Origin of the sequence: Streptomyces sp. NPDC101166, assembly GCF_044768125.1 — a bacterium.
Classification (GTDB): domain Bacteria; phylum Actinomycetota; class Actinomycetes; order Streptomycetales; family Streptomycetaceae; genus Streptomyces.
In genome coordinates this window covers 80,513-101,598 of record NZ_JBIWPF010000018.1, presented here as the reverse complement: position 1 = coordinate 101,598, position 21,086 = coordinate 80,513, and the positions used below count along the sequence as shown (strand labels likewise).

Genomic DNA, 21,086 nt, shown 5'->3' with positions numbered 1-21,086 from the left:
CGCGTGCTCTGCCGGTCAGTACGCGAGAGTGATGCGGCGACGAATGGCGGTGCTCTTCTCGGCCTCGTCGACGAGGGCTACGGCGTAGTCCTCGGCGCTGATGAAACTGGTGCCGTCATCGGCGGTCAGCAGGTCGTCGCCGCCGAGGCGGAAGGTGCCGGTGCGCTCTCCGGGGGCGATCTCGTCGGCCGGGGACACGTAGGTCCAGTCGAGATCGGTCGCCTCGGCGCGCAGCAGGCGCAGCACCTCGCGTTGGGCCAGCGACTCGGCCTTGTGCATCGCCGGGAAGTCCGGGGTGTCGACCCGGTCCCGGCCTGAGGCCGTCTTCAGGCTGCCTGCGCCGCCGACGACCACCAGGCGGCGAACGGCAGCGGTGCGCAGCCCATCGGTGAGGGACCGGTATGTCGCCAGCAGCGGGGTGGCCGGGTCGGAGCCGTCGCGGGGCGGGGAGACAGCGGATATGACGACGTCGTGTCCGGCGGCGGCCCGGGCCACCTCGTCCGCCACGGAGGCGTCGAGGGCGAGGGCCGCGAGCTCCGGGCGGCCGGGCAGCGCGTGCGCGCTGCCCGAGCGGGTGGCGGCGGTGACCTCGTGGCCGCGGCTGAGCGCCTCCGCAGCGATGCGGGAGCCGATCATGCCGGTGGCGCCGATCAGGAGGATCTTCACAGGTGACTCCGTAGATGCTTGTGCGTTTCGTATTCGTTGAGTGGTCAGCGCTGGACGGAGAACGTGGCCTTCGCCTGCTCCACCGACTCCTGCAGCACGCGCACCTGCCCGGCGGCGCCCTTGTATGCGCCGGTGCTTCCCGAGATGGCGAACCTCTCGTCGAAGACGGGGCCGGTGGTGGACAGCCTGACCGTGCGGGACGTGGTGATCTTTCCGTCGGGCAGCTCGTAGACGAAGGTCAGCAGTTCGGAGGTGCGCGGCTTGGCGTCGGTGGATACGCCGACGAAGCTGCTGGTGCCGAGTTCGCCGCCTGCGGGGGTGGTGAGGTCGCCGGTGCCGATGAGCTGGTCGCCGAGGGCGGGGGCGACGTCGACCATGTTGATCGCGGTGCCCCTCTCGATGGCCCTGATGGTGAGCGCGAGGTGCGGGTGCGAGGCCGGGGCGGCGTCCGCGAGGTGCGGGTGCGAGGCCGGGGCGGCGTCCGCGGCGGCGGGGCCCAGGGCCAGGCCGACGGCGAACACACCGGCCATGGCGACGACAGCGAAGACGGAGAGGAGGGGCTTGCGCATGATCGGCTCCGCAGAGGTGGCTGCACACAAGGGAGATTTATCTGCTGGCGCAGACAATATATTGCAACGGCAGCTTCTTCTGTGCGTGACTATCTGCCACCCTGGGGAGGTGAACGAGGAACTGCTGAACGATGACGACGTAACGCTCTACGGGCTGTTCGTCGAGGCCTACACCCGCCTCAAGCCGCTGGTGCACAGCGATCTGGGTTTGCCGGAGACCTGGTTCGAGGTGTTGCTGCGGCTGGGGCGAACCCCCGAACGCCGCCTCCGCATGACCGAGTTGGCTGAGGCCGTGTCCTTCAGCTCGGGCGGCTTCACGCGGCTCGCCGACCGCATGGCGAAGGAGGGGCTGATCCGCCGCGACCCCGACCCGGTCGATCGACGGGCCGCACTCGCCGTACTGACCGACAAGGGCGCCGAGGCGCTGGACCGCGCCATGAACAAGCACGTGACCCAGCTGCGCACGCACGTCTCCGGGCCGCTCTCTCTTGAGGATCGCCAGCACCTGGAGCGCGCTCTGCGCACTCTGCGCGACGCCTCGAGCCCTGCGGGGCCGCTGGAAGAAGGATCTCGCTGACCCGTCACCTGCTTGAGACGACGGGCCTCGTGCAGTGGACAAGCGCGACGAGGCGCCTTCGTCCTGCGCATCGGAGAGGCCACTGATCGGCTGCAGCAGGTTGACGCTAAGGGCTGTCCCCAATCCCTGGTGGATCAGCGTGCGGCGTCAGATGCGGTGCATCGCAAGGCGGAGGGACCTCCGCCTACTGGATGTATGCGGACGTTCCGACAACGCGGCGAGGTGCCGTAGCTGTCGACGCCCGCCAGGGATTACGGGACAGCCCTTAGACGCGTTCGAACTTCCAAGTGACGCTGGTGGCGTCAGCCTTGAGGACGGTGACCGGTATGGAGAGGTCCTTGCCGTCACCTTCTCTTGCAGTGCAGATCACCTTGACGCCGGCCACCGCCTTGAGATCCGGGCACTTCACGACGGACGTGTCACCGCCGATCCACGGCAGCGGACTGTACTTCGACGAGGTACGGCCTGCGACGATGTCTCCGCTGAGCGCCTTGTGGCCGTCCACGGTCACGGTGGTGGACGTGTCGAGCCCAGTGGTCGACTCCGTACCGCTCACGGCACAGGTGAGGGCCCCGCCGCCCACAGCCACCGCTGCCACCGCGACGCCGGCGACGATCAAAGGTTTGTGTTCCATGGAGTGCTCCTGGTGAGGACAGACGGTTGCGGCACCCAATCTCGCCCCGCACAAGGGGAGCCGGCCTCGGCCGAACGGCCGGTTGCAACGGCTCACCGCACGCATTCCTCGGCCGGATGGCCGACCACTGAAACCGAAGGGCGTGTGGCCGGCGAGCTCACGGCCGCGCCGCCACCCGCCCGTTCGGGTGAGCGTCACGTGGGCCGACCAGCGCATGCCGGTCGGCCCCCATGTTCACGCCCACCTCTTGGAGGTCAGGCGGTGTTGAGGGTGAGCCCGTAGTGCCTCAGGGCGTCGTCCAGGGGCTGGAAGTGGGAAGATCCAGGAGCGTTGACGCTCCCGTTGCAGCGCTGGCTCGAGGGGCCTCCGGAAGTCATGCCCTGGGCCTGATCGCCCGAGATGTAGGCGCCGCCACTGTCACATCCTTGCGTGCACACCGAGGAGCTGGCCAGGCCGGTGACAACAGTGTTCGGCCCGCCGTCGGGTGCGGCCCTGCCACCCCCCACCTCCGGCCCCGACCCGGAGACCTGGAACCGTCGCGCGGCGGCCGCGTGCGCGCGCCGCATCCGTTCCCGGTCACCGCGCTCCGTCGGCGCGGTGAACACCGCCTCGTGTACCGCCGGTTCCACCGTCACACCCCCTCCGTCACGGCACCGGCCTCAAGGCGCCCAACGGGGCGGGGCAGGAGCGCGTCACGCCCAGGCCACTGGAACACCAGACGGCAGTGCTCCTTGTCCAGGACATCCCCGGCGGGCAGCAGATCGTCGGGCGTCCCGGCCGGGTGGACGGTCAGGCCGGGATCGGCGTGCTTGTCGTTGTCGTCGGCGCGCACGTGGCGGTCCCAGGCCCGGACCGTGGCCGCGAGCTGCTCGGCGAGCTCGGGGCCCTGCTCGCCGAAGGCGTGGGCAACCCACTCCCACTGCTTGTCCTCGGGGCGTTCGCCGTGCTGGGTCTGGACGGGGATGAGGTAGGCGAGCGAGGCGTCGCCGACGATCGCGGGGGCGTCACGGTCCTTCCCGATGACGGTCACCCCTTCGGCCGGGGCCTGGTGAGCGGCCAGCCTGCAGAAGGCAGCCGGCAGGGTGGTGGCCGCGTACAGCTGCAGGGAGCCGAAGTAGGAGTTCGCCCCCATCGTCACGCCGGTGGCGAGCTCGTGCCGCGGCCCGCGCAGCGCCTCCTCCAGGCCCGTCGTGTCGGCGGCGGCGCCGTGCTCGAAGCGGAGCGTCAGCCCGCCGTCGAGAAGGGAGGCGACCGGGATGGTGCGGGCCTGCCGTCCCTGGTCGCGGACGAATCCGCAGTAGGTGAAGTGACGAGCGTGCAGTACCTGGCCGCGCCGCTCGAAGGTGACTGCCCTGCTGTAGCCGCCGATCTCCAGCGGCAGGACCAGGCGTCCGCCTTCGGCCAGCTGCCGGCGCCAGGCCGGGGCGATGTCCCAGCAGCTGTAGGTGATCACGCCGGCGTCGAAGCCGCCGCGGGGCACGCGATGGGCGGGTGCGCCGAGGGCGGCGTCGGCTTCGACCACGGTGACCCGTCCGCTGCCGGCCTCCGTGAGGAAGGCGCGGGTGCGGCGCACGACCCACGGGTCGATGTCGACCGTGACCACACCGCCGTCGGGGGCGGTGACGTGAGCGATCAGCTCCGCGTTGTAGCCGCCGGAACCCGCCTCGAACACGATCGCGCCCCGCTTGAGGTGGAGGTGCTCGATCATGTCGGCCTGGAGCCAGGCCGCGGACACCGAGCTGATCGCCGTCCCGGTCTCGTCGCGGCGGGTGATGACGGCGCGGTCGCCGCCGTCGTACGCGTCCCCGAGGTTCGCCTCCGGGGCGAAGCGGTGGCGGGGCACGGTCCGCAGCGCCTGCTGGACCGGCTCGGACCGGGCCCAGCCGCCGTCGATCACCGCCTGGGCCATCGTCCGGCGCAGCCGGACCGCCTCGGCCGGCTCACCCGGCACGGGCGGCCGCTCGGCAGCGAGGGGGTAGGAGATCACAGACGGCAGGTCCCGGATGACGCCGGGCCATACGGCATCCAGCGCGGCCGCGGCGGGGACGAAGATGTCGCCGACACGGGCGAGAGCGTGCGGGTCGAAGAACTCCCAGCGGTCGAACTTGTCCTCCTCCGGGTCGGCCACGGTGCCCGTCCACGCGGTGATGCGGACGACGGCGGTGAGCCGAGGGATGCCGTGGCTGTCGTCGATCAGCATCGTCACGACGTGCGCGTCCGCCTCCTCGGCGAGCAGGCCGGTCTCTTCGGCGAGTTCGCGGACGGCCGCGGCGGCGAAGCCCTCCGGGCCGCGGGTCTTGCCGCCGGGCAGTTCGAGCACGCCGCGTCGGGAGCGGCCGAGCAGGACCCGGCCGGCGTCGTCGGTGACGACCGCGAGGGCGCCGGTCAGCGCGTGGGCGGTGGTCGGCCGCTTCTCGACAGCCCTCGTGTCGGCGTGGCAGAGGCCGCGCAGGACCAGGACGGCCAAGCCGTCCGCGTCCAGCCGCTCCACCGTCTCCCATCCAGCGGCGAGCACGGCCATCTCGTCCTCGTCCAAGGCGATGCCGCGCCGCTCCTCGGGCGTGGTCTCCGCCACCGGCGTGATGACGACGAGAGCGCCGCCGTCGCGCAGCCGCTCACCCAGCCCGTGAAGGACGCGCCCCCTGTCCTGCACGAACGGGTACATCAGGCGCATGACCACCAGGTCGTACCCCTCTTCGTGCAGCGGAGCGGGGTCGTCGCGCTCGATGTCGAGGTGCAGCCAGCGCACGCCCTCGACGTCGGGGTGCTCCTCGCGGGCCCGGGCGATCGCACTGTCGGCGAAGTCGCACGCGTCCACGGTGTAGCCGAGCGATGCGAGGCAGGCGGCCAGCTCCCCGGTGCCGCAGCCCACGTCGAGCGCCCGCCCGCCTCCCTCGGGGGCGGGGGTGTACTCGGCGAGCAGGGCCCGCTCGCGCTCCCCGACCTGCCGGAATCCCCTTCCGTCGCTGTAGTGCTTCTCCCACTGGTCACGGGCGGTGTACGTCAACGTGCTGCTCCTCGTACGTAGGTGTGTGGTCGTCAGGGGCGTTGTACGGCGCGGAGCCGGGCCAGGGTGCGCCGGCCGTGCTCCACGAGCTCGGGGTCGCCGTGGGCTGTGCCGTAGGAGATGCCGGAGACGGAATCCAGGACAGACAGGGCCGCAAGCCGGGCCTCCTCCTCAGGGGTGAAGGGGCGGCCGTAGCCGTCCATCGTGGCCCGCAGAAGGTCGGGGCGGCCGTGCCAGGCATCGGACAGCCGCACGAAGTCCCTGATCGCCGGGCCTTCCTCCGACCGCTCGAAATCGATCACGTAGAGGGCATCGGCGGCTTCGTCCCATCGCAGGTTGCGCAGCTGAAGATCTCCATGTGTGGGGACCGCCTCCAGGGCGGGCAAGCCGGCGGCCTTCTCGGCAGTGGCGCGGATGAAGTCCTCGTCCCCAGGCGCAAGGTAGGCGCGGGCGCCGTCCAGGTGCCGCTCCAGCTTCCCGAGGGGCAGGGAGCCGGCGGCCGGGCGCGGTGGGGCGCTGGAGTGGATGGCGGCTGTGAGCTGCCCGATGCGGTGGAAAATGCGCTGCTGGTGCTCGGGCGGGTGGACGGCGCCGTGCAGGGACCGGCCTCCCACCGCGGAGAGTACGACGGCTCGCAGCCGCTCGTCAGCGGCCACCAGCCGGGGCGCGGCCGCGCCGAGGGAGGGCACCCAGCCTCGGAGCGCGCCGACTTCGCGCTGATGGAAACGGTCATTCTGGTGGATCTTGATGTACCAGATGCCGCCCTCGGCACCGTGCGCCCGCCAGACGCGGCTCTCCTCGCGAGCGCAAGAGACGTCCGTCCACGCGGTGATCCGCCCTACCGCCTGCTCGGCGAAGGCGCGCACCTCCTCGGGGACGGTGCTGGGGCTGCCGGGGTCGGGGACCAGGACCGTTCGGTCGGCGTCCGGGACGTAGGCGATCGGGTCGCCGGGCTCCTGGAAGTGCACGGCCATCCGCGCACCGGCCCGGTAGGCGTCCAGTCCGGCCCGGCAGTACGCGACCATAGGCTCCGGCAGGTTGTCCAACACGAACCACCCCATGGCGTCGCACACCCGAGGTTCCATGACCTGCGGGATGCCCTGCCAGCGCTTCACCTCGAAGAACACCCCGAGGCGGGCGTCGCCGGCGGGGGAACGGTGATGCACGGTGACGGCTGCGCGGACGTCGGCAGGATCGACGACGACGCCGGCCTCTTCCCGGGTCTCGCGCACCAGTGCCGTGACCATGTCCTCCCACGGGCCGTCCAGGTGACCACTGACCAGATGCCAGCATCCCGCCGCGTACACGTCGCCGGCTCGGCGGGACAGCAGCACCTCGGGGTGCCCGGCCGCGCCGTCGCGCAGGGCGATCAGGTGGACGTCGAGCGGCTCGGTGTGCCGCTGGTTGCCAGTCACACGGCACCTCCGGGCCGGCGGGCGAGCAGCACCGTGAACTCTGCGTCCTCCTGCAGGACGCCGCCGTGCGCATGGCCCCGGAGGAGGCCGAGCGCCTCGGCCTCGAACTCCTGGTGCCGGCCGGCGAACAGGGCGGGGCGGGCACAGCTCGTGGTGCGCAGGTAGCGGACGACGTCCTCGGGTGTCCAGGCGCGGGCGACGGGGAAGCGGTACCCAGCCACGTCGCTGAACGCCGAGCCGGCGAGGTCGTCCTCGTAGGAGCGGCCCGGCCCGGCGTACGTGCCGCGGGTGCCCGCGCGACGCTCCTGTCCGAGGTAGGTCTGGATCAACTCCCGAAGCGCGGCGGTCCATTGTGATGCGTGGGTCCACAGGCTGCCGTCTCCCATGATCGCCACGACGGCGTTCGGCGCGGCCACCCGATCGGCCATGTCGAGGACCTCGGAGCGGGCCATCCAGTGGAAGGACCGGCAACTGGAGATCAAGGTGGGTGCTCGGCCAGGTGCGCTGGGGGTGAAGGTGTGCGCTTCGCCGGTGAAGGCGCTCACCGAGCAGGGTCCGCGGACCGGTTCGAGGGCGGTGAGGGCCCTCTCGGGCATGTGCCGGTTCACGTCGACCAGGTGGACGTGAACCAGTCGGGGCAGGACGGGCAGCAGCGCGCGGGGCACCTGGGCGGTGCCGGTTCCCAGATCGAGCTGGACGGGGCCGGGTACAGCGTGCTGGGTGGCGGCCAAGAGGTGGATCGCGGCGTCGGGCAGGCCGGGACGGTAGCGGCCGTAGTCGGCGGCCTCGGACCCGAACAGGGCCTCGTCCGAGACCGCTGCGGAGGCCGGCTGGTGGGGGCGGGTCATCGTGAATCTCCGGGAGTGCGTGGGAGTTGCCAGGCCAGGGCGCTATTCGGGCTGGCGGCGCGCTGGACGTCGTCGGTGCCGAGGTGGATCCGGTAGGCGGCCGGTTCACCGGCCGCCCGCCAACGGGCGGCGGTGTCCTGGATCTCCGCCCAGACGTCCCGGGGGCCGCAGGTCGCAACGTCCCACTGGCGGGGGCCGGCGGCCCGCACGCGCATCCACGACCCGCACTCGGGCGCGCCGATCGCAAGGTCCTCGGCCCCGAAGTGGCGCACCAGCCCGGGGTGCAGGGCGTCGAGGGCCAGCCACATGCCGCGCGCCGTGTCCGCCGGCGGCGCGACCTGGGTGCGCTGCGTCGGCCCGTCGGCCGTGGTGATCGTGTCGCGGAAGGAGGCGGTCAGGAACAGCCGGTCGAAGCCGGCAGCGGCGCGGTGTCCGACCTCGACCGCGCGCAACTCCGCCTCCACGGTCCCGTCCGGTCGTTTGTCGATCACGACCAGGCCCGGCCATGACGGCGACGACGTCCCGAGCGTCATCAGGGCGCGGCCGCCCGGCGCCAGCTGTTCCACCAGGGCAGTCGGGACGCGGCGGACGGCGAAGGTGACGAAGACCCGGTCGTACGGGCCGGTGTCGGGCCGGCCTGTGGTTCCGTCCCCGGTCGCCGCGGTCGGCTGGTAGCCGAGTGCAGACAGGCGCTCCCGTGCGGCTGCGGTGACGTGCGGGTCGATGTCGACGGTGACGACCCGGTCGTGGCCGCACACGAAGGACGCCACCGCCGCGGTCACCCCGGCGCCGGTCCCGACGTCCAGCACGCGCTGCCCGGGTCGCAGGTCCAGGAGCTGGAGCAGGTCCGCGGTCATGCCCATCGCGCTCGACATCGCAGTCATGGCGCCGCCGCGCCGCGACCCGGTCGTACGGCCGAGGATCGGTTCGCCGTCGTGCTGGATCGCGACGCTGTCCCCGCTGTGCAGCCGCTCCAGCAGCTCGTCCCGGTCCGCCGGGCGGGTCCAGTCCAGCAGATCCCAGCGCGGCGGAGTCTCGTCCGGGGCGCTGCGTCGCACGTACGCCTGGGGCATAAGGACCTGGCGCGGCAGTGCGAGCAGGGCCTCGCGCACCGGCCCGGGGCGCAGCTCACCGCTCTCCTCGAGCCGGGCGACCATCGCCGCCCGGGCGTCCGCGGCCCCGGGGGTGTCGCCGGCGGGCGGGTGCTGCGGGGGCAGGAAGGGCGCGGCGGACTGGGCGTGTTCGCTGCGTCCGGTGCAGTCCAGGGGCTCGAAGGGGGCGGGCACGGCAGGCGTCACCGCGGTGTCGTTCGGCACCTTGTTCATGTGGTGTCTCCTCCGGGCGGGCGGTGGTGACGGTCGTCTTCCGTACGTGCGGGTGCGGCAACGGCCGGCGGGGCCGTCCGCGGTACGGGCGGCGACGGCACGGGATCGCCGCTCGTCCGGGGCGCGGCGGGCGGCTGGTCCGGCATGTGCCGCAGCGCGCGCAGCGGAGAGCTGGCGAGGACCACGAGGGGGACGAGCAGCAAGACGGTCCCGGCGGTCAGGGTGGGCCGCACCCCGATCCACGTGCCCAGGCCGCCGGCGAACAGAGCGGCCACGGGGCGGGCGACGGCCGTCAGCCACGTGCTCACGGCCTGCATCCGCGCCTGCATCCCGGCCGTGGTGATGATCTGACGAATCGACCGCTGGGTAGTGCCTGCGGAGCCGGCGCAGGCGAGCTGCAGGAACAGCGCCGCTCCGATCGTGATCTGCCAGCGAAGGCCGGGAGAGGCGAGCAGCAGCGGGAGCTGGGTCAGCGGGGTGACCGCGAGCGCGGTCAGCATCATCGGCCCCGGCCCCCACCGGTGGGCGAGCGCCGGGGCGGTCAGTGCCCCGGCGGCCGCGCCCAGGGCGCCCAGGCCAAGAAGCACACCGAAGGCGGTCGCGCTCACCGCGAGCGTCCGCAGCAGGTACAGGGCCCACAGGGTGTTGAGCAGCCCGAGCGCGAGGGAGGTGCTGGCGTTGACCAGTGTCAGGGTCCGCAGCCGTTCATCGCCGTGCACGTAGCGCAGGCCCTCGCCGATCTCCTCTCGCAACCGGCGGGCCTTCGGGCGATGCGGGGCGGGTTCGCGGGCCTGGATGCGGGCGGTGCATCCGGCGCTGATCAGGAAGGAGACGACGTCGCCGAGCAGGGCCCGGGCGGGGCCGAGCACCGCGGTCAGCGCGGCGCCGAGGTGGCTTCCGGCGGTCGCGGCGATCGCGAACAGCGCGCCCACCCGACTGTTGCTCCGCTGGATCAAGGACCGGTCGACGAGGCTGGGAAGGAGGCTGATGGCCGCCGCGTCGTGCAGCACGCTCGCCGCTCCCTGCACCATGGCGACGATCATGAGTTGCGTCAGGGTCAGCGTGCCCAGCGCGGCCGCCACCGGCACCGTGGTGAGCACGGCGGCGCTGACCAGGTCACCGGTGATCATCTGCCGGCGCTTGGAGTACCGGTCGGCGAGCGCGCCGGCGTGCAGGGCGAGCAGCGCGGGAGGGAGCTGTCCGAGGAATGTCAGCCACGCGACCTGGGCGGTTGTGGCGTCCAGGTGGAGCACGGCCAGCACTGGCAGCGCCATTTGGGTGATCGAGCTTCCGGCCACGCTCGCGGTCTGGCCGGTCAGGTACCGGCGGAAGTCGCGGTGCCGCCACAGCGAGTCACCGGAGGGCGCGGGTGTGGCGGGGGGCTCAGCGCAGGACGTCACGGAGCACCTCCTCGGCTTCGTCCAGGCGCTCCCACAGCACGTCCGCGGCCTCGTGCCGGGCGCTCCCGTACGCCTCCAGCGCCGGGGTGACCGAGGCAGGGTCGTCCAGTGGCTCGGACAGGGGATAGACCGAGCAGGCCAGGTACCCGGCGGCGACGCGCGGCACGGCAAGGAGATCCTCGGCCGCCAGCTCCGGGTTCGCCGCACGGTAGGCGTCAACGGCGCGGGCCAGACCGGGAATCCATTCGTCCGGGCGGGCCAGCACGGTGCGCGGGTCCAGCACGATCCGGCCGAGCTCCCACGCGGCGCTGCGATGCCCCGGGGGCCGGAAGTCGATCACCGCGGCGACCGCCTCGCCGCGCAGCAACAGGTTGGGGGACGCGAGGTCCCCGTGCACGATCTGCGCCGTCAGCGTGGCCGGCAGCTTCTCCAGGCGGGCCGCCACCTCGGGAAGGGCGGCAAGACGCCGCGCCGCGGTGCGGTGCGCCCAGGCGGCGAAGCCTTCCGGGGCAGGCGGCACGGCGGCCCACCGTGCGAGGAGTTCCTCCAGCCGCCGCCCGGCCCGCGCGACATCGCACACCTCGCGGGCCGCCACCGGACGCGGCGGTCCGACAGGGTGGCGGGCCAAGGCCCGGTGCAGTCGGCCGACGGCCCCACCGACCGCATCCCACCGGCCGCCGGACAGCCCGCCCTCGGCCGTCTCCGCCCCCGCGACGTACTCCGTCACGGACACCGACAGCCCGCCGGCCGATGCGATCACCTCGCCCGTCACCGTCCGCCGCACGGCTGGCACCGGAACCCCGCCCGCCCTGGCCGCCTCGCCCAGGGCCAAGGCCTGCCGCTCGTCGTCCGTGTCGGTCCCACGGGGGTACGCCTTCACGAACCACCGCCGGCCCCCGCGGTCCTCGGCGACGTAGTTGCGGGTCGCCGTTCCCGCCGGACCCTCGCTGACCGCAGTCGGCGTGATCCGGTACAGCAGCGCCAGGATCCCGGCCACGACCATGACGTCGGACTCGCAGCTCATCCCCGCACCCCCGACAGTGCCGGCCTGCGGACGGACGGGGCTCGCCGCCCGTTCCCGACAGGTGTGCTCACCCTGCTCACCAGCCCGACTGGGAGTAGAGGCGACCTTCAGAGATCGCGGCGACGGCCGTTCGGGTGTAGGGGACGATCCGGTCCGGCAGATCATGCCGCGGCCACCACTTCCAGGCCAGGCACTTGTCGGGCTCAAGGACCTTCGGTTCCCCCTCCCACCGGCGGGCCTTGAAGACCAGTTGCATCAACGGAAGCGCGCCGAGGGTGTCGACGACGTGGACGACGTGCGCCAGTTCCACGTCCATGGGGTCGATGACGAGACCGGCCTCCTCCCTCGCCTCGCGGACCAGGCAGGCGAGGGCGGACTCCTGCTCACACCGACCGGCGAGGTAGTGCCAGGTGCCGCCCGCGTACTTCGAATCGGGGTGACGCAGCCCGAGAAGCACCCGGCCTTCGGCGTCTTCGAGGTGGAGGTGGACTCCGATGCCGTTCAGAACCGTCCGGCTGCCCCCGTCCCACACGGCGGGAACCACGTCCTGCTTGTCGTCCGGAGGGTTCTCGACCGTGTGCCGGCGGATCAGGTCCCGCGTGGCGGGGCTCAGGCGCAGCCGGTCCAGGTCACCGGGGGCGAACCACCGCAACAGCACACCCTCGTGCAGCCGGAGCCGGTCGGGGTTCCCGCGCCAGCGGCCGGTGAAGACCCGGACGGGGACGCTGAGGCCGTCGATGCTGGTGGCGGCCTCCACTGCGTAGGGCTTCAGGTCCTCGAGGCGGAGATCGGGCACCTCCTCGGACAGTTCCCGCAGCAGCGTGCCCTCCAGGCTCTGGTCATCGTGCGAGCGGCCGCCTCCGAGGAGGGCGAACGCCCCCGACTGCCAAATGACGCCGGGCTTGTGGTCGCGCAGATGGAGCAGGTAGCGGCCGTGCCCGTCGTGGATGAGCGCGGAAGCGTTCACCGGCTCGGGCCGGCCGTCCAGCCGTGCCGCGAGGAGTTTCGCGCGCAGTGTCGGCGAGGTGACCTCCGTCTGCGGGAGCCACCGAGCGCCGGACACCTCCTCGGCCTTGAGCGCGATCGCGGGCGGCTCCTCGCCGGCGAGGTAGAAGACGTAGCGGAAGTCGTAGTGGCGGTGGGCCAGTTCCCCTTTCGCCGGGTTGGCGTCGACGTCGTGGACGTCGATGTCGATCGGAGACCCGAGCAGTTGCCGGGTCAGGCACAGGGAGCCCGGCACGATCCCGGCTTCCTCCGACACCTCGCGCAGCGCCGCGGCGAGCAGTGTGCGGTCGCGAGGCTCGATGTGACCGCCGGGGGTGAGCACGAGGCCACCGGTGGCCCGGTGCCGGATGTGCAGGACCCGGCCCTGCCGGTCGATGACGACCGCGCTGCACGTGACGTGCGCGGGCAGGGTCGTCCGGGCGGTCGCGTCGTCGGGCCTGTCCAGCGCGGCAAGCAGTCCGGCCAGGCCGTCACGCTCGCCGGGGTGGCGGCCGAGGTACGTCTCGACGGTCTTACGGATCGAGGTGGAGCTGGGGGGCATGAGCGTCGTCTCGCCTTCGACGTAGGGGGCGGGTGCTGCGGGGCCAGGTCGGGGTCGCGTGGCTGGGTCAGCTCGCCGTCTCGTGATCGGGCGCTTGGCACCGCGGGAGTTGGGCGCGGCCTTCGGCAGGCACCCGACCCCAGCGCACCCTCGTACGACCGACGCCAATGAGTTCCCTCTCGTGGACGTGGTGGTGGCGTCGCCGTGTTCAACGACGCCGAGCGATTTCGAGCACCTGTTCCTTCCGGACGGGTTGTGCACCCCGTGATTCAGCGGGTTTCCGAAGGTGCACGGTGCACCGACCCTTGCAGCGCAAGGGCACGCGGCTCGGGGAGAGTTGGCCGAAACGCCGACGTTCGGGCGTTGCGGCGGTCGGCTGTCGGCTGTCGGCTGTCTTCGCCGCCGCCGGCGGCCTGTGGCCCTCCTCGCCGCCGCTGCCCGATGACGAGGCCGCGCGACGCCGCCGGCTGGCCGTGTCGTTCTCCATCGTCGTCAGGACGACGTTCCTCGACGACTTGTTGCAGCAGGCCTCCGCGTCCGGGGTCCGGCAGGTCGTGCTGCTGGGTGCCGGCATGGACAGTCGGGCCTTCCGGATGGACTGGCCCGAGGGCACCCGGCTCTTCGAGGTCGACACCGCCGCTCCACTGGACTTCAAGGCTTCGGTGCTGCGCCAAGAGCGGGCCGTCGCACGCTGCGAGCGGATCACCGTCGCGGTGGATCCGCGGGAGGACTGGCCAAGCGCGCTGGTCGCCGCAGGGCACGACCCGGCGGTGCCGACCGTGTGGATCGCCGAAGGACTGCTGATCCATCTGCCCGAGGACGCGGTGGAACTGCTGCTGGCCCGGATCAACGCGCAGTCGGCGGCAGGCAGTTGGATGGGGCTGACGTTGGGCTCGCGCGGCGTGATCGAGCGCTTCGGCGTGGACGTCGTGCAGGCAGGCGCTGACTTCGAGGTCTCCTGGACACAACGGCTACTACCGCGGACTCAAGCACGGCCTGGGCCTGGACCACTTCGAAGGCCGGTCCTGGCCCGGCTGGCACCACCACGTCACCCTCGTGACCGCCGCCCACGCCTTCCTCACCGAACAGCGCCTTGCCCCAAAAGCACCCGCACCGGTCTGGTGCTGGACCGGTGTCTGCAACACCTGCCACCAACTCCTGCCCGGCGGGTCACACTCAAGGCCAAGATCCAGACAGACCTGACGGAGTCCTACTGGGGCCTGTTGCGAAAGCGGATCAAGGCCGTGGATGATTCCGGAGTCTGACATTGGGGGGCGACATGCGATTCACCGATGGCCCGAGCGTGCACTGTGATGTTCATGTCGAGGCAGACGTGCCGCGGGTCTGGGAGCTGGTGACCGACATTCGGCTGCCTGCTCTGCTCAGTCCGGAGCTGCAGCGCGTCGCTTGGCTCGATGGCGCGGAAGGGCCTTCGGTTGGTGCCTGCTTCGAGGGCTACAACTATCATCAGCAACTCGGCGAGTGGCGAACCGTCTCCCGTGTGGTCGAGCTGGACGAACAGCGGGTGTTCGCCTGGGTCGTCACGGATGTGGACGGCCGATACGGAGAACCGACGTTGGATCCGGCGAAATCCATGGCGTCCTGGTGTTACGAACTCGAGGCCGAGGGCGGCGGGACCCAGCTTCGGCAGTCGGCTCTCATCGGGCCGGGCCGCAGTGGAGTCACGCTCGCACTCGAGCGCTGGCCGAACCGGATGGAGGAGATCATCACCTTCCGGAAGAAGGAACTGCGCGCCGGAATGGAGGCCACCCTTCGCGGCATCAAGGCGCTTGCTGAGAGCGGCAGTTGAAGATCTGTTGCGGCTCGAGATCCCTTCGATCGTGCGGATGGAGGGGTTCATCGCCTGCCCGCTCAGCAGGACGTACCGCTTCTTCTTCACGACGGTCAGGTTGCGGGTGGCGGGGTCGGTCTCCGGGAAGCGGATCTTCGCCTGGGCTGTTTCGTAGGTCTGCTGCTTGCGGGTCAGGTCGCCGATCACGATGACGTCGGGGTCGCGGTCGGCGACGGTCTCCCAGCTGATCTGGGGCCATTCGTCGTGGGTGTCGGCGAAGGCGTTCTTCGCGTCGACCGCGCGGGTGATGACACCGGGCGCGCCGCAGCAGCCGGCGAGGTAGGGCGACTGGGAGTTGGTGAACCAGTACGAGCAGTAGCGACGTGGGGTCGTCGGTGGTTCCGCGGAGCTGGCATGCGGCCTGGGCAGGGCCGAGGACACAGGTCATGCCGTTGCCGTGGAAGGTCCACCGCGTTCTTGAAGAACTTGCCGCGCAGCAGCCAAAGCCCCTTGTCGGCCTGGTGGGTCACGCGCGGCGAGGCAGCAAGGCGAACGCGCTCTCCGCGATCGAGGTCAGGCGGTCGGGACTGTGGCCGTACGCGCCTACGACATCGGTCCCGCGGATGATGGTCAGCAGAAGGTACGCGAGGTCGTCGGGATCCGCGTCGGGGTCGATGTCGCCGTTGCGCTGCGCCGCTCGCACACAATCGGCCACCGCCGTCGCGACCACGGAGAAGCAGTCGTTGGCCAGGCGTTTCACCTCGGGGTCGGAGGCGCCGATCTCCAGGGCCATCTTGGCGGCGAAGCAGGCCGCCGCCGTCCGGTCAGAGGCGGGGGGTACGTCGGCGGCGAGTGGCACGCCGTGGACGGCGCGGAGCAGGTATGCGTGCAGTCGTTCCATGGCGCCCTCGTCCGGTCCGGCGAGCGCCTGCCGCGGACCCTGCCCCAGTCGGGCGAAGTAGCCGGCCATCGCCTGCAGCAGCACGCCGTGCTTGCCGTCGAACGCGCCGTAGAGGCTGCCGCGGCCCAGGCCGGTGGCGGCGCTGATGTCGTCGACGCTCGTGCCGTTGTAGCCCGAGGCGCGGAACTGCCGCTCGGCGGCATGGAGGACGTGGTCGCGGTCGAAGCTTCGTGGTCGGGCCATACAAAGAAGGTAAAGCCGACCCACCCTTCTTGACAACTCAGTACAGAACTGCCTAAGTTCCGGACTGTTCAGTAAACAACCAATCCTGGGCTTGCCGGACAGGCTCGGTCCGGGCTTGCAGGACCGGTGCGGACCGTGTCGACCTGCGCACAGGCGACCCCGCACAGCGCCCGGCGAAGTCATGACCACAACCGAAGGAACCACCATGCAGACAGCTCCCCCAGTGGCCCTCGTGACGGGCGCCTCCTCCGGGATCGGGCGGGCGGCGGCGCTCGCCCTCGTGGGCGCCGGCTTCGCGGTGGTCGGCACGAGCCGCAACGCGGCGAACGCCGAGCCGCTCGCCGGGGTGACGTTCCTCGATCTCGACGTGACCGGCGACGAGTCCGTCCGCTCCCTGGTCGAGGAGGTGATCGAGCGGTTCGGCCGGATCGACGTCCTGGTCAACAACGCAGGCGTGGGCGCGGTCGGCGCCGGCGAGGAGAGCTCGATCAACCAGGCCAAGGAGGTCTTCGACGTCAACGTCTTCGGCGTGATGCGGATGGCGAACGCAGTGATACCCCACATGCGCGCCCAAGGCAGTGGCCGCGTGGTCAACGTCTCCTCGGTACTCGGCCTGATCCCGGCCCCCTTCATGACTGTCTACGCCGCCACCAAGCATGCGGTCGAGGGTTACTCCGAGTCCGTCGACCACGAGCTTCGCGAGCACGGCGTTCGGATGCTGCTGGTCGAGCCGGCTTACACAAGCACGAGTTTCGAGGCGAGCAGCATGGCACCCGACTCGCCCCTGCCGATCTACGCCGCACAGCGGGAGGTCTCCCGAGACGTGCTGGCCACGGCCGTGCGCAACGCCGACGCCCCGGACGTCGTCGCGAGGGTGATCGTCGCGGCCGCCACCGAATCCAAGCCCAAGCTCCGGTACACCGCCGGCTCGATGGCCAAACGCGTCAGCGTCCTGCGCCGGATCGTGCCCTCGCGCGCCTTCGACAGACAGATCCGCAAGCTCAACCGACTGGCCGGCTGATCTCGCAGTACGGGGCGGCGCCCAAGGAGACGCACATGTCCAAAACCAGAGACACCGAAGCCAGCATGAGCATCTCTCGTCCGACCGCCTTCCTTGCCGAGCTCGGCCGCCGCGGCCGTCACGTCGTCGCACCCTGGCTTCGCGGTTGCGCGCCGCCCCCGACCGCGGGGCCGTTCGGCTTCGCACCCCTCACCAGCGACGTGCTCGCACTGAGGGCGATGCGCCGCCTGTCTCAGCCGATCGCGGTGCCCCTGCTGCAGCTTTACGGTGCCGACGGCGGCTGCTTCCTGTCCCCGCAGGTCGACGACCGACATCGGTTCGCCGCCCCGCACGCGCTGGAGGTCGTCCCCGACGTCGGTCACTTCCTGCACATCGAGGCCCCCGAGGCGATCGCGGAACGGATCACGGCATGGGCCGAGTACGGGATCACTCGACCCTCACGGCGAGACGCGGTCTTCTGCTGTTCGCCTCGGCGAGGACTTCGCTGACATCTGCGGGCCCGAAACCATCGAGCGGTTCGGGCCGTTGCCCGGCGACATGCTCACAGAACGGGCGCCGTGGCGGTGGGTGATGTACGTGACCGTCGCCTTCGCGGCCCCCGCCCTGATCGGTGCATCGCTGCTGCCCACCAAGCCCGTGATCACCAAAGAAGCCCAGGCCCTTCAATCCCGGCATCGTCGTGGTGAGCGAGGGCCGACCTGCCGTACTTGACAACTCAGTACAGAACCGCCTAGGTTCCTGACTGTTCAGTACACAATGGTCCTGAGCTCACCGGACAGGGTGCGTGCACGCCTGGCCCGATGGAGAGCAACCCATGCCGTTGCACTCCTCCGCGCCGCCCGGCATGGCGACGCCTTCCAGGCCCGGCAAGGCCCGGTCTGATCCTCGCGATCCTGGCGACGGCGAGCTTCATCGCCGGACTGGATCTGTACATCACGCACGTCGGGCTGTCCTCGGCGCGGGGCACTTCCTGCACCTCGAACAGCCCAAGACGGTCGCCGACCACATCCTGGGCTTCCTGAACAGCTGGCCCCCTCCCATCACCCAGAACTCGAAGGGTTGACCGAACCATGACTGACAAGGAAAGGCAGGAGGCCATGGCTGTGACGACTCCTCCGTACGCGAGCGACGCACTGGCCGAGGGGACCGTCGACGCGGTGGTGATCGGCGGGGGCGCCGCGGGGCTGAACGGTGCACTGATCCTGGCCCGCTCCCGCCGCTCGGTCGTCGTGATCGACAGCGGCTCCCCGCGCAACGCGCCCGCGGAGGCCGTGCACGGCCTCATCGCCCTGGACGGCACCCCGCCGCCCGAGATCCTTCGACGGGGCCGGGAGCAGGTGCGCCAGTACGGCGGACGCGTCGTGTTCGGCGAGGTGGTCTCGGCTGAGCCCGCCGCCCCGTCGGCGGACGGGGACCTGCGGTTCACCGTCACCCTGGCCGACGGCCGCCGCATCACCGCCCGCCGCATCCTGGTGGCCACCGGCCTCACGGATGTGCTGCCGCAGGTGCCCGGGCTCGCCGAGCACTGGGGGCACAGTGTGGTGCACTGCCCGTACTGCCACGGCTGGGAGGTGCGCGATGAGCCCGTCGGCATCCTCGCCACCGGCGCGGCCTCCATCGGCCACGCGTATCTGTTCCGTCAGCTGACCGGAGACCTGACCTACTTCACCCACGGCACCGACCTGGACGAGGAGAGCCGCGCCCGCTTCGCCGCCCGCGGCATCCGCGTCATCGACACCCCGGTCACCGAGGTCGTCGACGACGAGGACGGTGCCCTCGCCGGAGTGCGCCTGGCCGACGGCCAGGTCGTGGCCCGCCGCGTCCTGGCCGTCGGCCCGCGGATGCAGGCCCGAACCCGGGGCCTGGAAGGTCTGGGCCTGCCGGTGCAGGACCTGCCGAACATGGGCCGCGGTTTCGCCTCCGGCATCGCCGGCGCCACCGAGGTGCCGGGCGTGTGGGTGGCCGGCAACGTCACCGATCCGGTCGCTCAGGTCGGGGCCTCCGCGGCGGCCGGCGCACTGGCCGGCGCCGACATCAACAAGATGCTGGCCATCGCGGACACCGACGCGGCCCTCCAGGAGATCGCCGAGACAAGCTCCAATGCGGCCACACGATGATCTCGAAGCCCTGAGATCTCAGCCCGTCGCCCGCTCGCCTCACGGGCGATCAAGTGATTCCACTCGTCCGCCCCGTCCCCCTCAGGAGCTACTGATGCCCTTCCTTGCGAACACCCCCGTGGAAAAAATGCCCGGGCCTTACGCGCGGCGCTGGTGGGCGCTGCTCGTGCTGTGTCTGAGCCTGCTGATCACGGTGATGGCGAACACGTCGCTGATCGTCGCCGCCCCCGACATGACCACCGACCTGGGCCTGAGCAGCAGTGATCTGCAGTGGGTCGTCGACAGCTACACCGTTCCGTACGCGGCGCTGATGCTGGTGCTGGGCGCGATCGGCGACAAGTACAGCCGACGTGGCGCGCTGGTGCTGGGTCTGCTGATCTTCGCCGGCGGTTCGGTGATGGGGAGCATGGTCGACGAGACCTCGCTGGTCATCCCGGCCCGCGCGATCATGGGTGTCGGTGCCGCGGTCGTGATGCCGGCCACGCTGTCCCTGGTGGTCGCGACCTTCCCCCGGAGCGAGCGAGCCAAGGCCATCACCGCCTGGGCCGCGACCTCCGGGGTGGCGGTGGCCGTCGGCCCGCTGGTCTCCGGCTGGCTGCTCGAGGACCACGCCTGGGGCTCGACCTTCCTGATCAACGTGCCCATCGCGCTCGTCGCCGTGTTCGGCGCGCTCGCCCTGGTACCGCCGTCCAAGGCGGAGGGCATGGGCCGGATCGACTACGTCGGTGGTCTGCTGTCGATCGTCTCCGTCGGCTCCCTGATCTACGCCGCCATCGAGGGCCCGCACTCCGGCTGGGGCGTCGGCCCCGTCACCGCCGCCGTGGTCGCCGGTGTCGGCCTGGTCGCCTTCGTCGCCTGGGAGCTGCGGCACCCGCACCCGATGCTGAACGTCCGGATGTTCGCGCTGCGGCCCTTCACCGGCTCGATGCTCGCGGTGCTGTTCTTCTTCTTCGGTATGTTCGCCGTGATCTACTACGCGACGCAGTTCCTGCAGTTCGTCCTCGGCTACGGCGCCCTGGACACGGGTGTACGGCTGCTGCCGCTGGGCGGTGCGGTGTTCCTCGGGTCCGCGGTGACCGGGATGCTCACCCCGAAGCTGGGGGTGAAGGTGATGGTCGTGACCGGCATGACCGTCGGCACGGCGGGCATGTTCCTGCTCACCCAGATCGACAAGGGGTCGACGTACGGGGACTTCCTGGCGCCGCTGATGATGCTGGGCCTCGCGCTCGGACTGAGCATCTCCCCGGCAACCGACACGATCATGGGCTCCTTCCCCGAGTCCGAGCTGGGCGTCGGCGGCGGTGTCAACGACACCGCGCTGGAGCTGGGCGGGGCGCTGGGCATCGCGGTGCTGGGCTCGCTGCTGGGCACGGCCTACCGGGACGAGCTGACCGACCTGGTGGGCAACCGGCTCCCGGCGGAGGCGATGGAGACCGCCAAGGACTCGGTCGGCGCCGGCCTGGCCGTCGCGCAGCGGGTCGCGCAGGATCCCTCCGCCGGGCCCCAGCAGGCCCAGGCCGCCGTGGACGCCGTCCACCAGGCCTTCGCCCACGGCGTCGCCCAGACCAGCCTCATCGGCGGGATCGTCATGGCCGCCGGAACACTGATCGTCCTCGCGGTCCTGCCGGGCCGGCGCGGGTTCGCGAAGAAGGACGCCGAGCCGGGGGCCGCGACGGCGGCGAGCGAGCCGGCGACCGCGCGGGAGCACACCGGGTCCACCCGCTAGATCGCCGACATGGCGTCCACCGGATCGCCGGGGACGCGTCCGCCGGAGCGACGGGCACCGCCCCGCCGGATCGCCCGCCAGGCGCGTCGGCCAGGAGCCCGGCGACGCGAGACGCGCAGGGCGCGGGCGTGGTCCACGGCCACGCGGATCCTCAGCCGGAACACCTCACCGTCCTCGGCCCTTGGGGCCGCCCCGGGGCTGTGCCAACGGTCCGCCCCGAGCTCGCCGCAGGTCAGAGGGGGGAATGCTGTGCACCACCAGCAGACGAAAAGTGC

General features: G+C 71.4%; 18 protein-coding genes and 4 pseudogenes. 8 read left to right on the top strand and 14 right to left on the bottom strand.

The features are described 5' to 3' along the window. Positions 1-15: 15 nt before the first annotated feature. On the bottom strand, positions 16-666 hold the full coding sequence (locus ACIRS4_RS28430; RefSeq protein ID WP_404201408.1) for an NAD(P)-dependent oxidoreductase: 651 nt from the start codon (positions 664-666) through the stop codon (positions 16-18). Positions 667-710: 44 nt separating this feature from the next. Next, positions 711-1,235 carry a hypothetical protein gene (locus ACIRS4_RS28425; RefSeq protein WP_404201406.1) on the bottom strand — a complete coding sequence of 175 codons (525 nt, stop codon included), beginning with the start codon at positions 1,233-1,235 and terminating at the stop codon, positions 711-713. A 109-nt stretch (positions 1,236-1,344) separates the two neighbouring features. On the opposite strand from ACIRS4_RS28425, the gene ACIRS4_RS28420 reads away from it, so the two are divergent. Then, positions 1,345-1,812, top strand: coding sequence for a MarR family winged helix-turn-helix transcriptional regulator (locus ACIRS4_RS28420; RefSeq protein ID WP_404201404.1), 468 nt, complete (start codon positions 1,345-1,347; stop codon positions 1,810-1,812). A gap of 265 nt (positions 1,813-2,077) precedes the next feature. Here the strand turns inward: ACIRS4_RS28420 and ACIRS4_RS28415 are convergent, their stop codons facing one another. The 9 genes and pseudogenes from ACIRS4_RS28415 to ACIRS4_RS28375 form a co-directional block, all read right to left on the bottom strand. Then, positions 2,078-2,446, bottom strand: a complete 369-nt coding sequence (locus tag ACIRS4_RS28415; protein ID WP_404201402.1) for a hypothetical protein — start codon at positions 2,444-2,446, stop codon at positions 2,078-2,080. Between the two features lie 254 nt (positions 2,447-2,700). Next, a pseudogene (locus ACIRS4_RS28410) lies at positions 2,701-2,928 on the bottom strand (S1 family peptidase); the annotation flags it as partial. A gap of 149 nt (positions 2,929-3,077) precedes the next feature. Next, positions 3,078-5,453, bottom strand: a complete 2,376-nt coding sequence (gene fxlM, locus ACIRS4_RS28405) for a methyltransferase, FxLD system (protein ID WP_404201400.1) — start codon at positions 5,451-5,453, stop codon at positions 3,078-3,080. Positions 5,454-5,485: 32 nt separating this feature from the next. Beyond that, complete coding sequence (locus tag ACIRS4_RS28400; protein WP_404201398.1) at positions 5,486-6,868, bottom strand: phosphotransferase; 1,383 nt, start codon at positions 6,866-6,868, stop codon at positions 5,486-5,488. Further along, positions 6,865-7,716 carry a methyltransferase gene (locus ACIRS4_RS28395; protein WP_404201396.1) on the bottom strand — a complete coding sequence of 284 codons (852 nt, stop codon included), beginning with the start codon at positions 7,714-7,716 and terminating at the stop codon, positions 6,865-6,867. The genes ACIRS4_RS28400 and ACIRS4_RS28395 overlap by 4 nt, the downstream gene beginning before the upstream one ends. Further along, entirely contained in the window at positions 7,713-9,041 is a 1,329-nt protein-coding gene (locus ACIRS4_RS28390) for a methyltransferase domain-containing protein (protein WP_404201394.1), read from the bottom strand. Before ACIRS4_RS28390 ends, ACIRS4_RS28395 begins: the two co-directional genes overlap by 4 nt. Then, positions 9,038-10,441 carry an MFS transporter gene (locus tag ACIRS4_RS28385; RefSeq protein WP_404201392.1) on the bottom strand — a complete coding sequence of 468 codons (1,404 nt, stop codon included), beginning with the start codon at positions 10,439-10,441 and terminating at the stop codon, positions 9,038-9,040. The genes ACIRS4_RS28390 and ACIRS4_RS28385 overlap by 4 nt, the downstream gene beginning before the upstream one ends. Continuing rightward, on the bottom strand, positions 10,425-11,465 hold the full coding sequence (locus ACIRS4_RS28380) for a phosphotransferase enzyme family protein (protein ID WP_404201390.1): 1,041 nt from the start codon (positions 11,463-11,465) through the stop codon (positions 10,425-10,427). The genes ACIRS4_RS28385 and ACIRS4_RS28380 overlap by 17 nt, the downstream gene beginning before the upstream one ends. A 76-nt stretch (positions 11,466-11,541) precedes the next feature. Further along, positions 11,542-13,011: an NUDIX domain-containing protein gene (locus ACIRS4_RS28375; RefSeq protein WP_404201388.1), complete on the bottom strand. Its 1,470-nt coding sequence runs from the start codon at positions 13,009-13,011 to the stop codon at positions 11,542-11,544. Positions 13,012-13,394: 383 nt separating this feature from the next. Between ACIRS4_RS28375 and ACIRS4_RS28370 the strand changes: the two are divergent. The 3 genes and pseudogenes from ACIRS4_RS28370 to ACIRS4_RS28360 all read left to right on the top strand — a co-directional run. Further along, a pseudogene (locus ACIRS4_RS28370) lies at positions 13,395-13,955 on the top strand (SAM-dependent methyltransferase); the annotation flags it as partial. A gap of 31 nt (positions 13,956-13,986) precedes the next feature. Continuing rightward, positions 13,987-14,214 (top strand): annotated as a pseudogene (locus ACIRS4_RS28365) (hypothetical protein); the annotation flags it as partial. 76 nt (positions 14,215-14,290) lie between these two features. Next, positions 14,291-14,821, top strand: a complete 531-nt coding sequence (locus ACIRS4_RS28360; RefSeq protein ID WP_404201466.1) for an SRPBCC family protein — start codon at positions 14,291-14,293, stop codon at positions 14,819-14,821. Between the two features lie 18 nt (positions 14,822-14,839). On the opposite strand, the pseudogene ACIRS4_RS28355 reads toward ACIRS4_RS28360, so the two are convergent. Both ACIRS4_RS28355 and ACIRS4_RS28350 read right to left on the bottom strand, forming a co-directional pair. Further along, positions 14,840-15,172: pseudogene (locus ACIRS4_RS28355) on the bottom strand (ABC transporter substrate-binding protein); the annotation flags it as partial. Positions 15,173-15,329: 157 nt separating this feature from the next. Beyond that, positions 15,330-15,947, bottom strand: a complete 618-nt coding sequence (locus ACIRS4_RS28350; RefSeq protein ID WP_404201386.1) for a TetR/AcrR family transcriptional regulator — start codon at positions 15,945-15,947, stop codon at positions 15,330-15,332. A gap of 205 nt (positions 15,948-16,152) precedes the next feature. On the opposite strand from ACIRS4_RS28350, the gene ACIRS4_RS28345 reads away from it, so the two are divergent. The 4 genes from ACIRS4_RS28345 to ACIRS4_RS28330 all read left to right on the top strand — a co-directional run bounded on the left by ACIRS4_RS28345 (position 16,153) and on the right by ACIRS4_RS28330 (position 20,811). After that, complete coding sequence (locus tag ACIRS4_RS28345) at positions 16,153-16,968, top strand: oxidoreductase (protein ID WP_404201384.1); 816 nt, start codon at positions 16,153-16,155, stop codon at positions 16,966-16,968. Between the two features lie 35 nt (positions 16,969-17,003). Further along, entirely contained in the window at positions 17,004-17,456 is a 453-nt protein-coding gene (locus tag ACIRS4_RS28340; protein ID WP_404201382.1) for an alpha/beta fold hydrolase, read from the top strand. A gap of 609 nt (positions 17,457-18,065) precedes the next feature. Further along, positions 18,066-19,085: an NAD(P)/FAD-dependent oxidoreductase gene (locus tag ACIRS4_RS28335; RefSeq protein WP_404201464.1), complete on the top strand. Its 1,020-nt coding sequence runs from the start codon at positions 18,066-18,068 to the stop codon at positions 19,083-19,085. 94 nt (positions 19,086-19,179) lie between these two features. Next, on the top strand, positions 19,180-20,811 hold the full coding sequence (locus tag ACIRS4_RS28330) for an MFS transporter (protein ID WP_404201380.1): 1,632 nt from the start codon (positions 19,180-19,182) through the stop codon (positions 20,809-20,811). Here the strand turns inward: ACIRS4_RS28330 and ACIRS4_RS28325 are convergent. After that, positions 20,808-20,975 carry a hypothetical protein gene (locus ACIRS4_RS28325; protein ID WP_404201378.1) on the bottom strand — a complete coding sequence of 56 codons (168 nt, stop codon included), beginning with the start codon at positions 20,973-20,975 and terminating at the stop codon, positions 20,808-20,810. The two genes, ACIRS4_RS28330 and ACIRS4_RS28325, sit on opposite strands and share 4 nt — an antisense overlap. Positions 20,976-21,086: the final 111 nt, after the last annotated feature.

Excerpts from the sequence above, each read along its gene's own strand:
- ACIRS4_RS28425 (WP_404201406.1), bottom strand. The coding sequence starts at position 1,235 with ATGCGCAAGCCCCTCCTCTCCGTCTTCGCTGTCGTCGCCATGGCCGGT.
- ACIRS4_RS28415 (WP_404201402.1), bottom strand. The coding sequence starts at position 2,446 with ATGGAACACAAACCTTTGATCGTCGCCGGCGTCGCGGTGGCAGCGGTG.
- ACIRS4_RS28395 (WP_404201396.1), bottom strand. The coding sequence starts at position 7,716 with ATGACCCGCCCCCACCAGCCGGCCTCCGCAGCGGTCTCGGACGAGGCC.
- ACIRS4_RS28390 (WP_404201394.1), bottom strand. The coding sequence starts at position 9,041 with ATGAACAAGGTGCCGAACGACACCGCGGTGACGCCTGCCGTGCCCGCC.
- ACIRS4_RS28380 (WP_404201390.1), bottom strand. The coding sequence starts at position 11,465 with ATGAGCTGCGAGTCCGACGTCATGGTCGTGGCCGGGATCCTGGCGCTG.
- ACIRS4_RS28375 (WP_404201388.1), bottom strand. The coding sequence starts at position 13,011 with ATGCCCCCCAGCTCCACCTCGATCCGTAAGACCGTCGAGACGTACCTC.
- ACIRS4_RS28360 (WP_404201466.1), top strand. The coding sequence starts at position 14,291 with ATGCGATTCACCGATGGCCCGAGCGTGCACTGTGATGTTCATGTCGAG.
- ACIRS4_RS28350 (WP_404201386.1), bottom strand. The coding sequence starts at position 15,947 with ATGGCCCGACCACGAAGCTTCGACCGCGACCACGTCCTCCATGCCGCC.
- ACIRS4_RS28345 (WP_404201384.1), top strand. The coding sequence starts at position 16,153 with ATGCAGACAGCTCCCCCAGTGGCCCTCGTGACGGGCGCCTCCTCCGGG.
- ACIRS4_RS28340 (WP_404201382.1), top strand. The coding sequence starts at position 17,004 with ATGTCCAAAACCAGAGACACCGAAGCCAGCATGAGCATCTCTCGTCCG.
- ACIRS4_RS28335 (WP_404201464.1), top strand. The coding sequence starts at position 18,066 with ATGGCTGTGACGACTCCTCCGTACGCGAGCGACGCACTGGCCGAGGGG.
- ACIRS4_RS28330 (WP_404201380.1), top strand. The coding sequence starts at position 19,180 with ATGCCCTTCCTTGCGAACACCCCCGTGGAAAAAATGCCCGGGCCTTAC.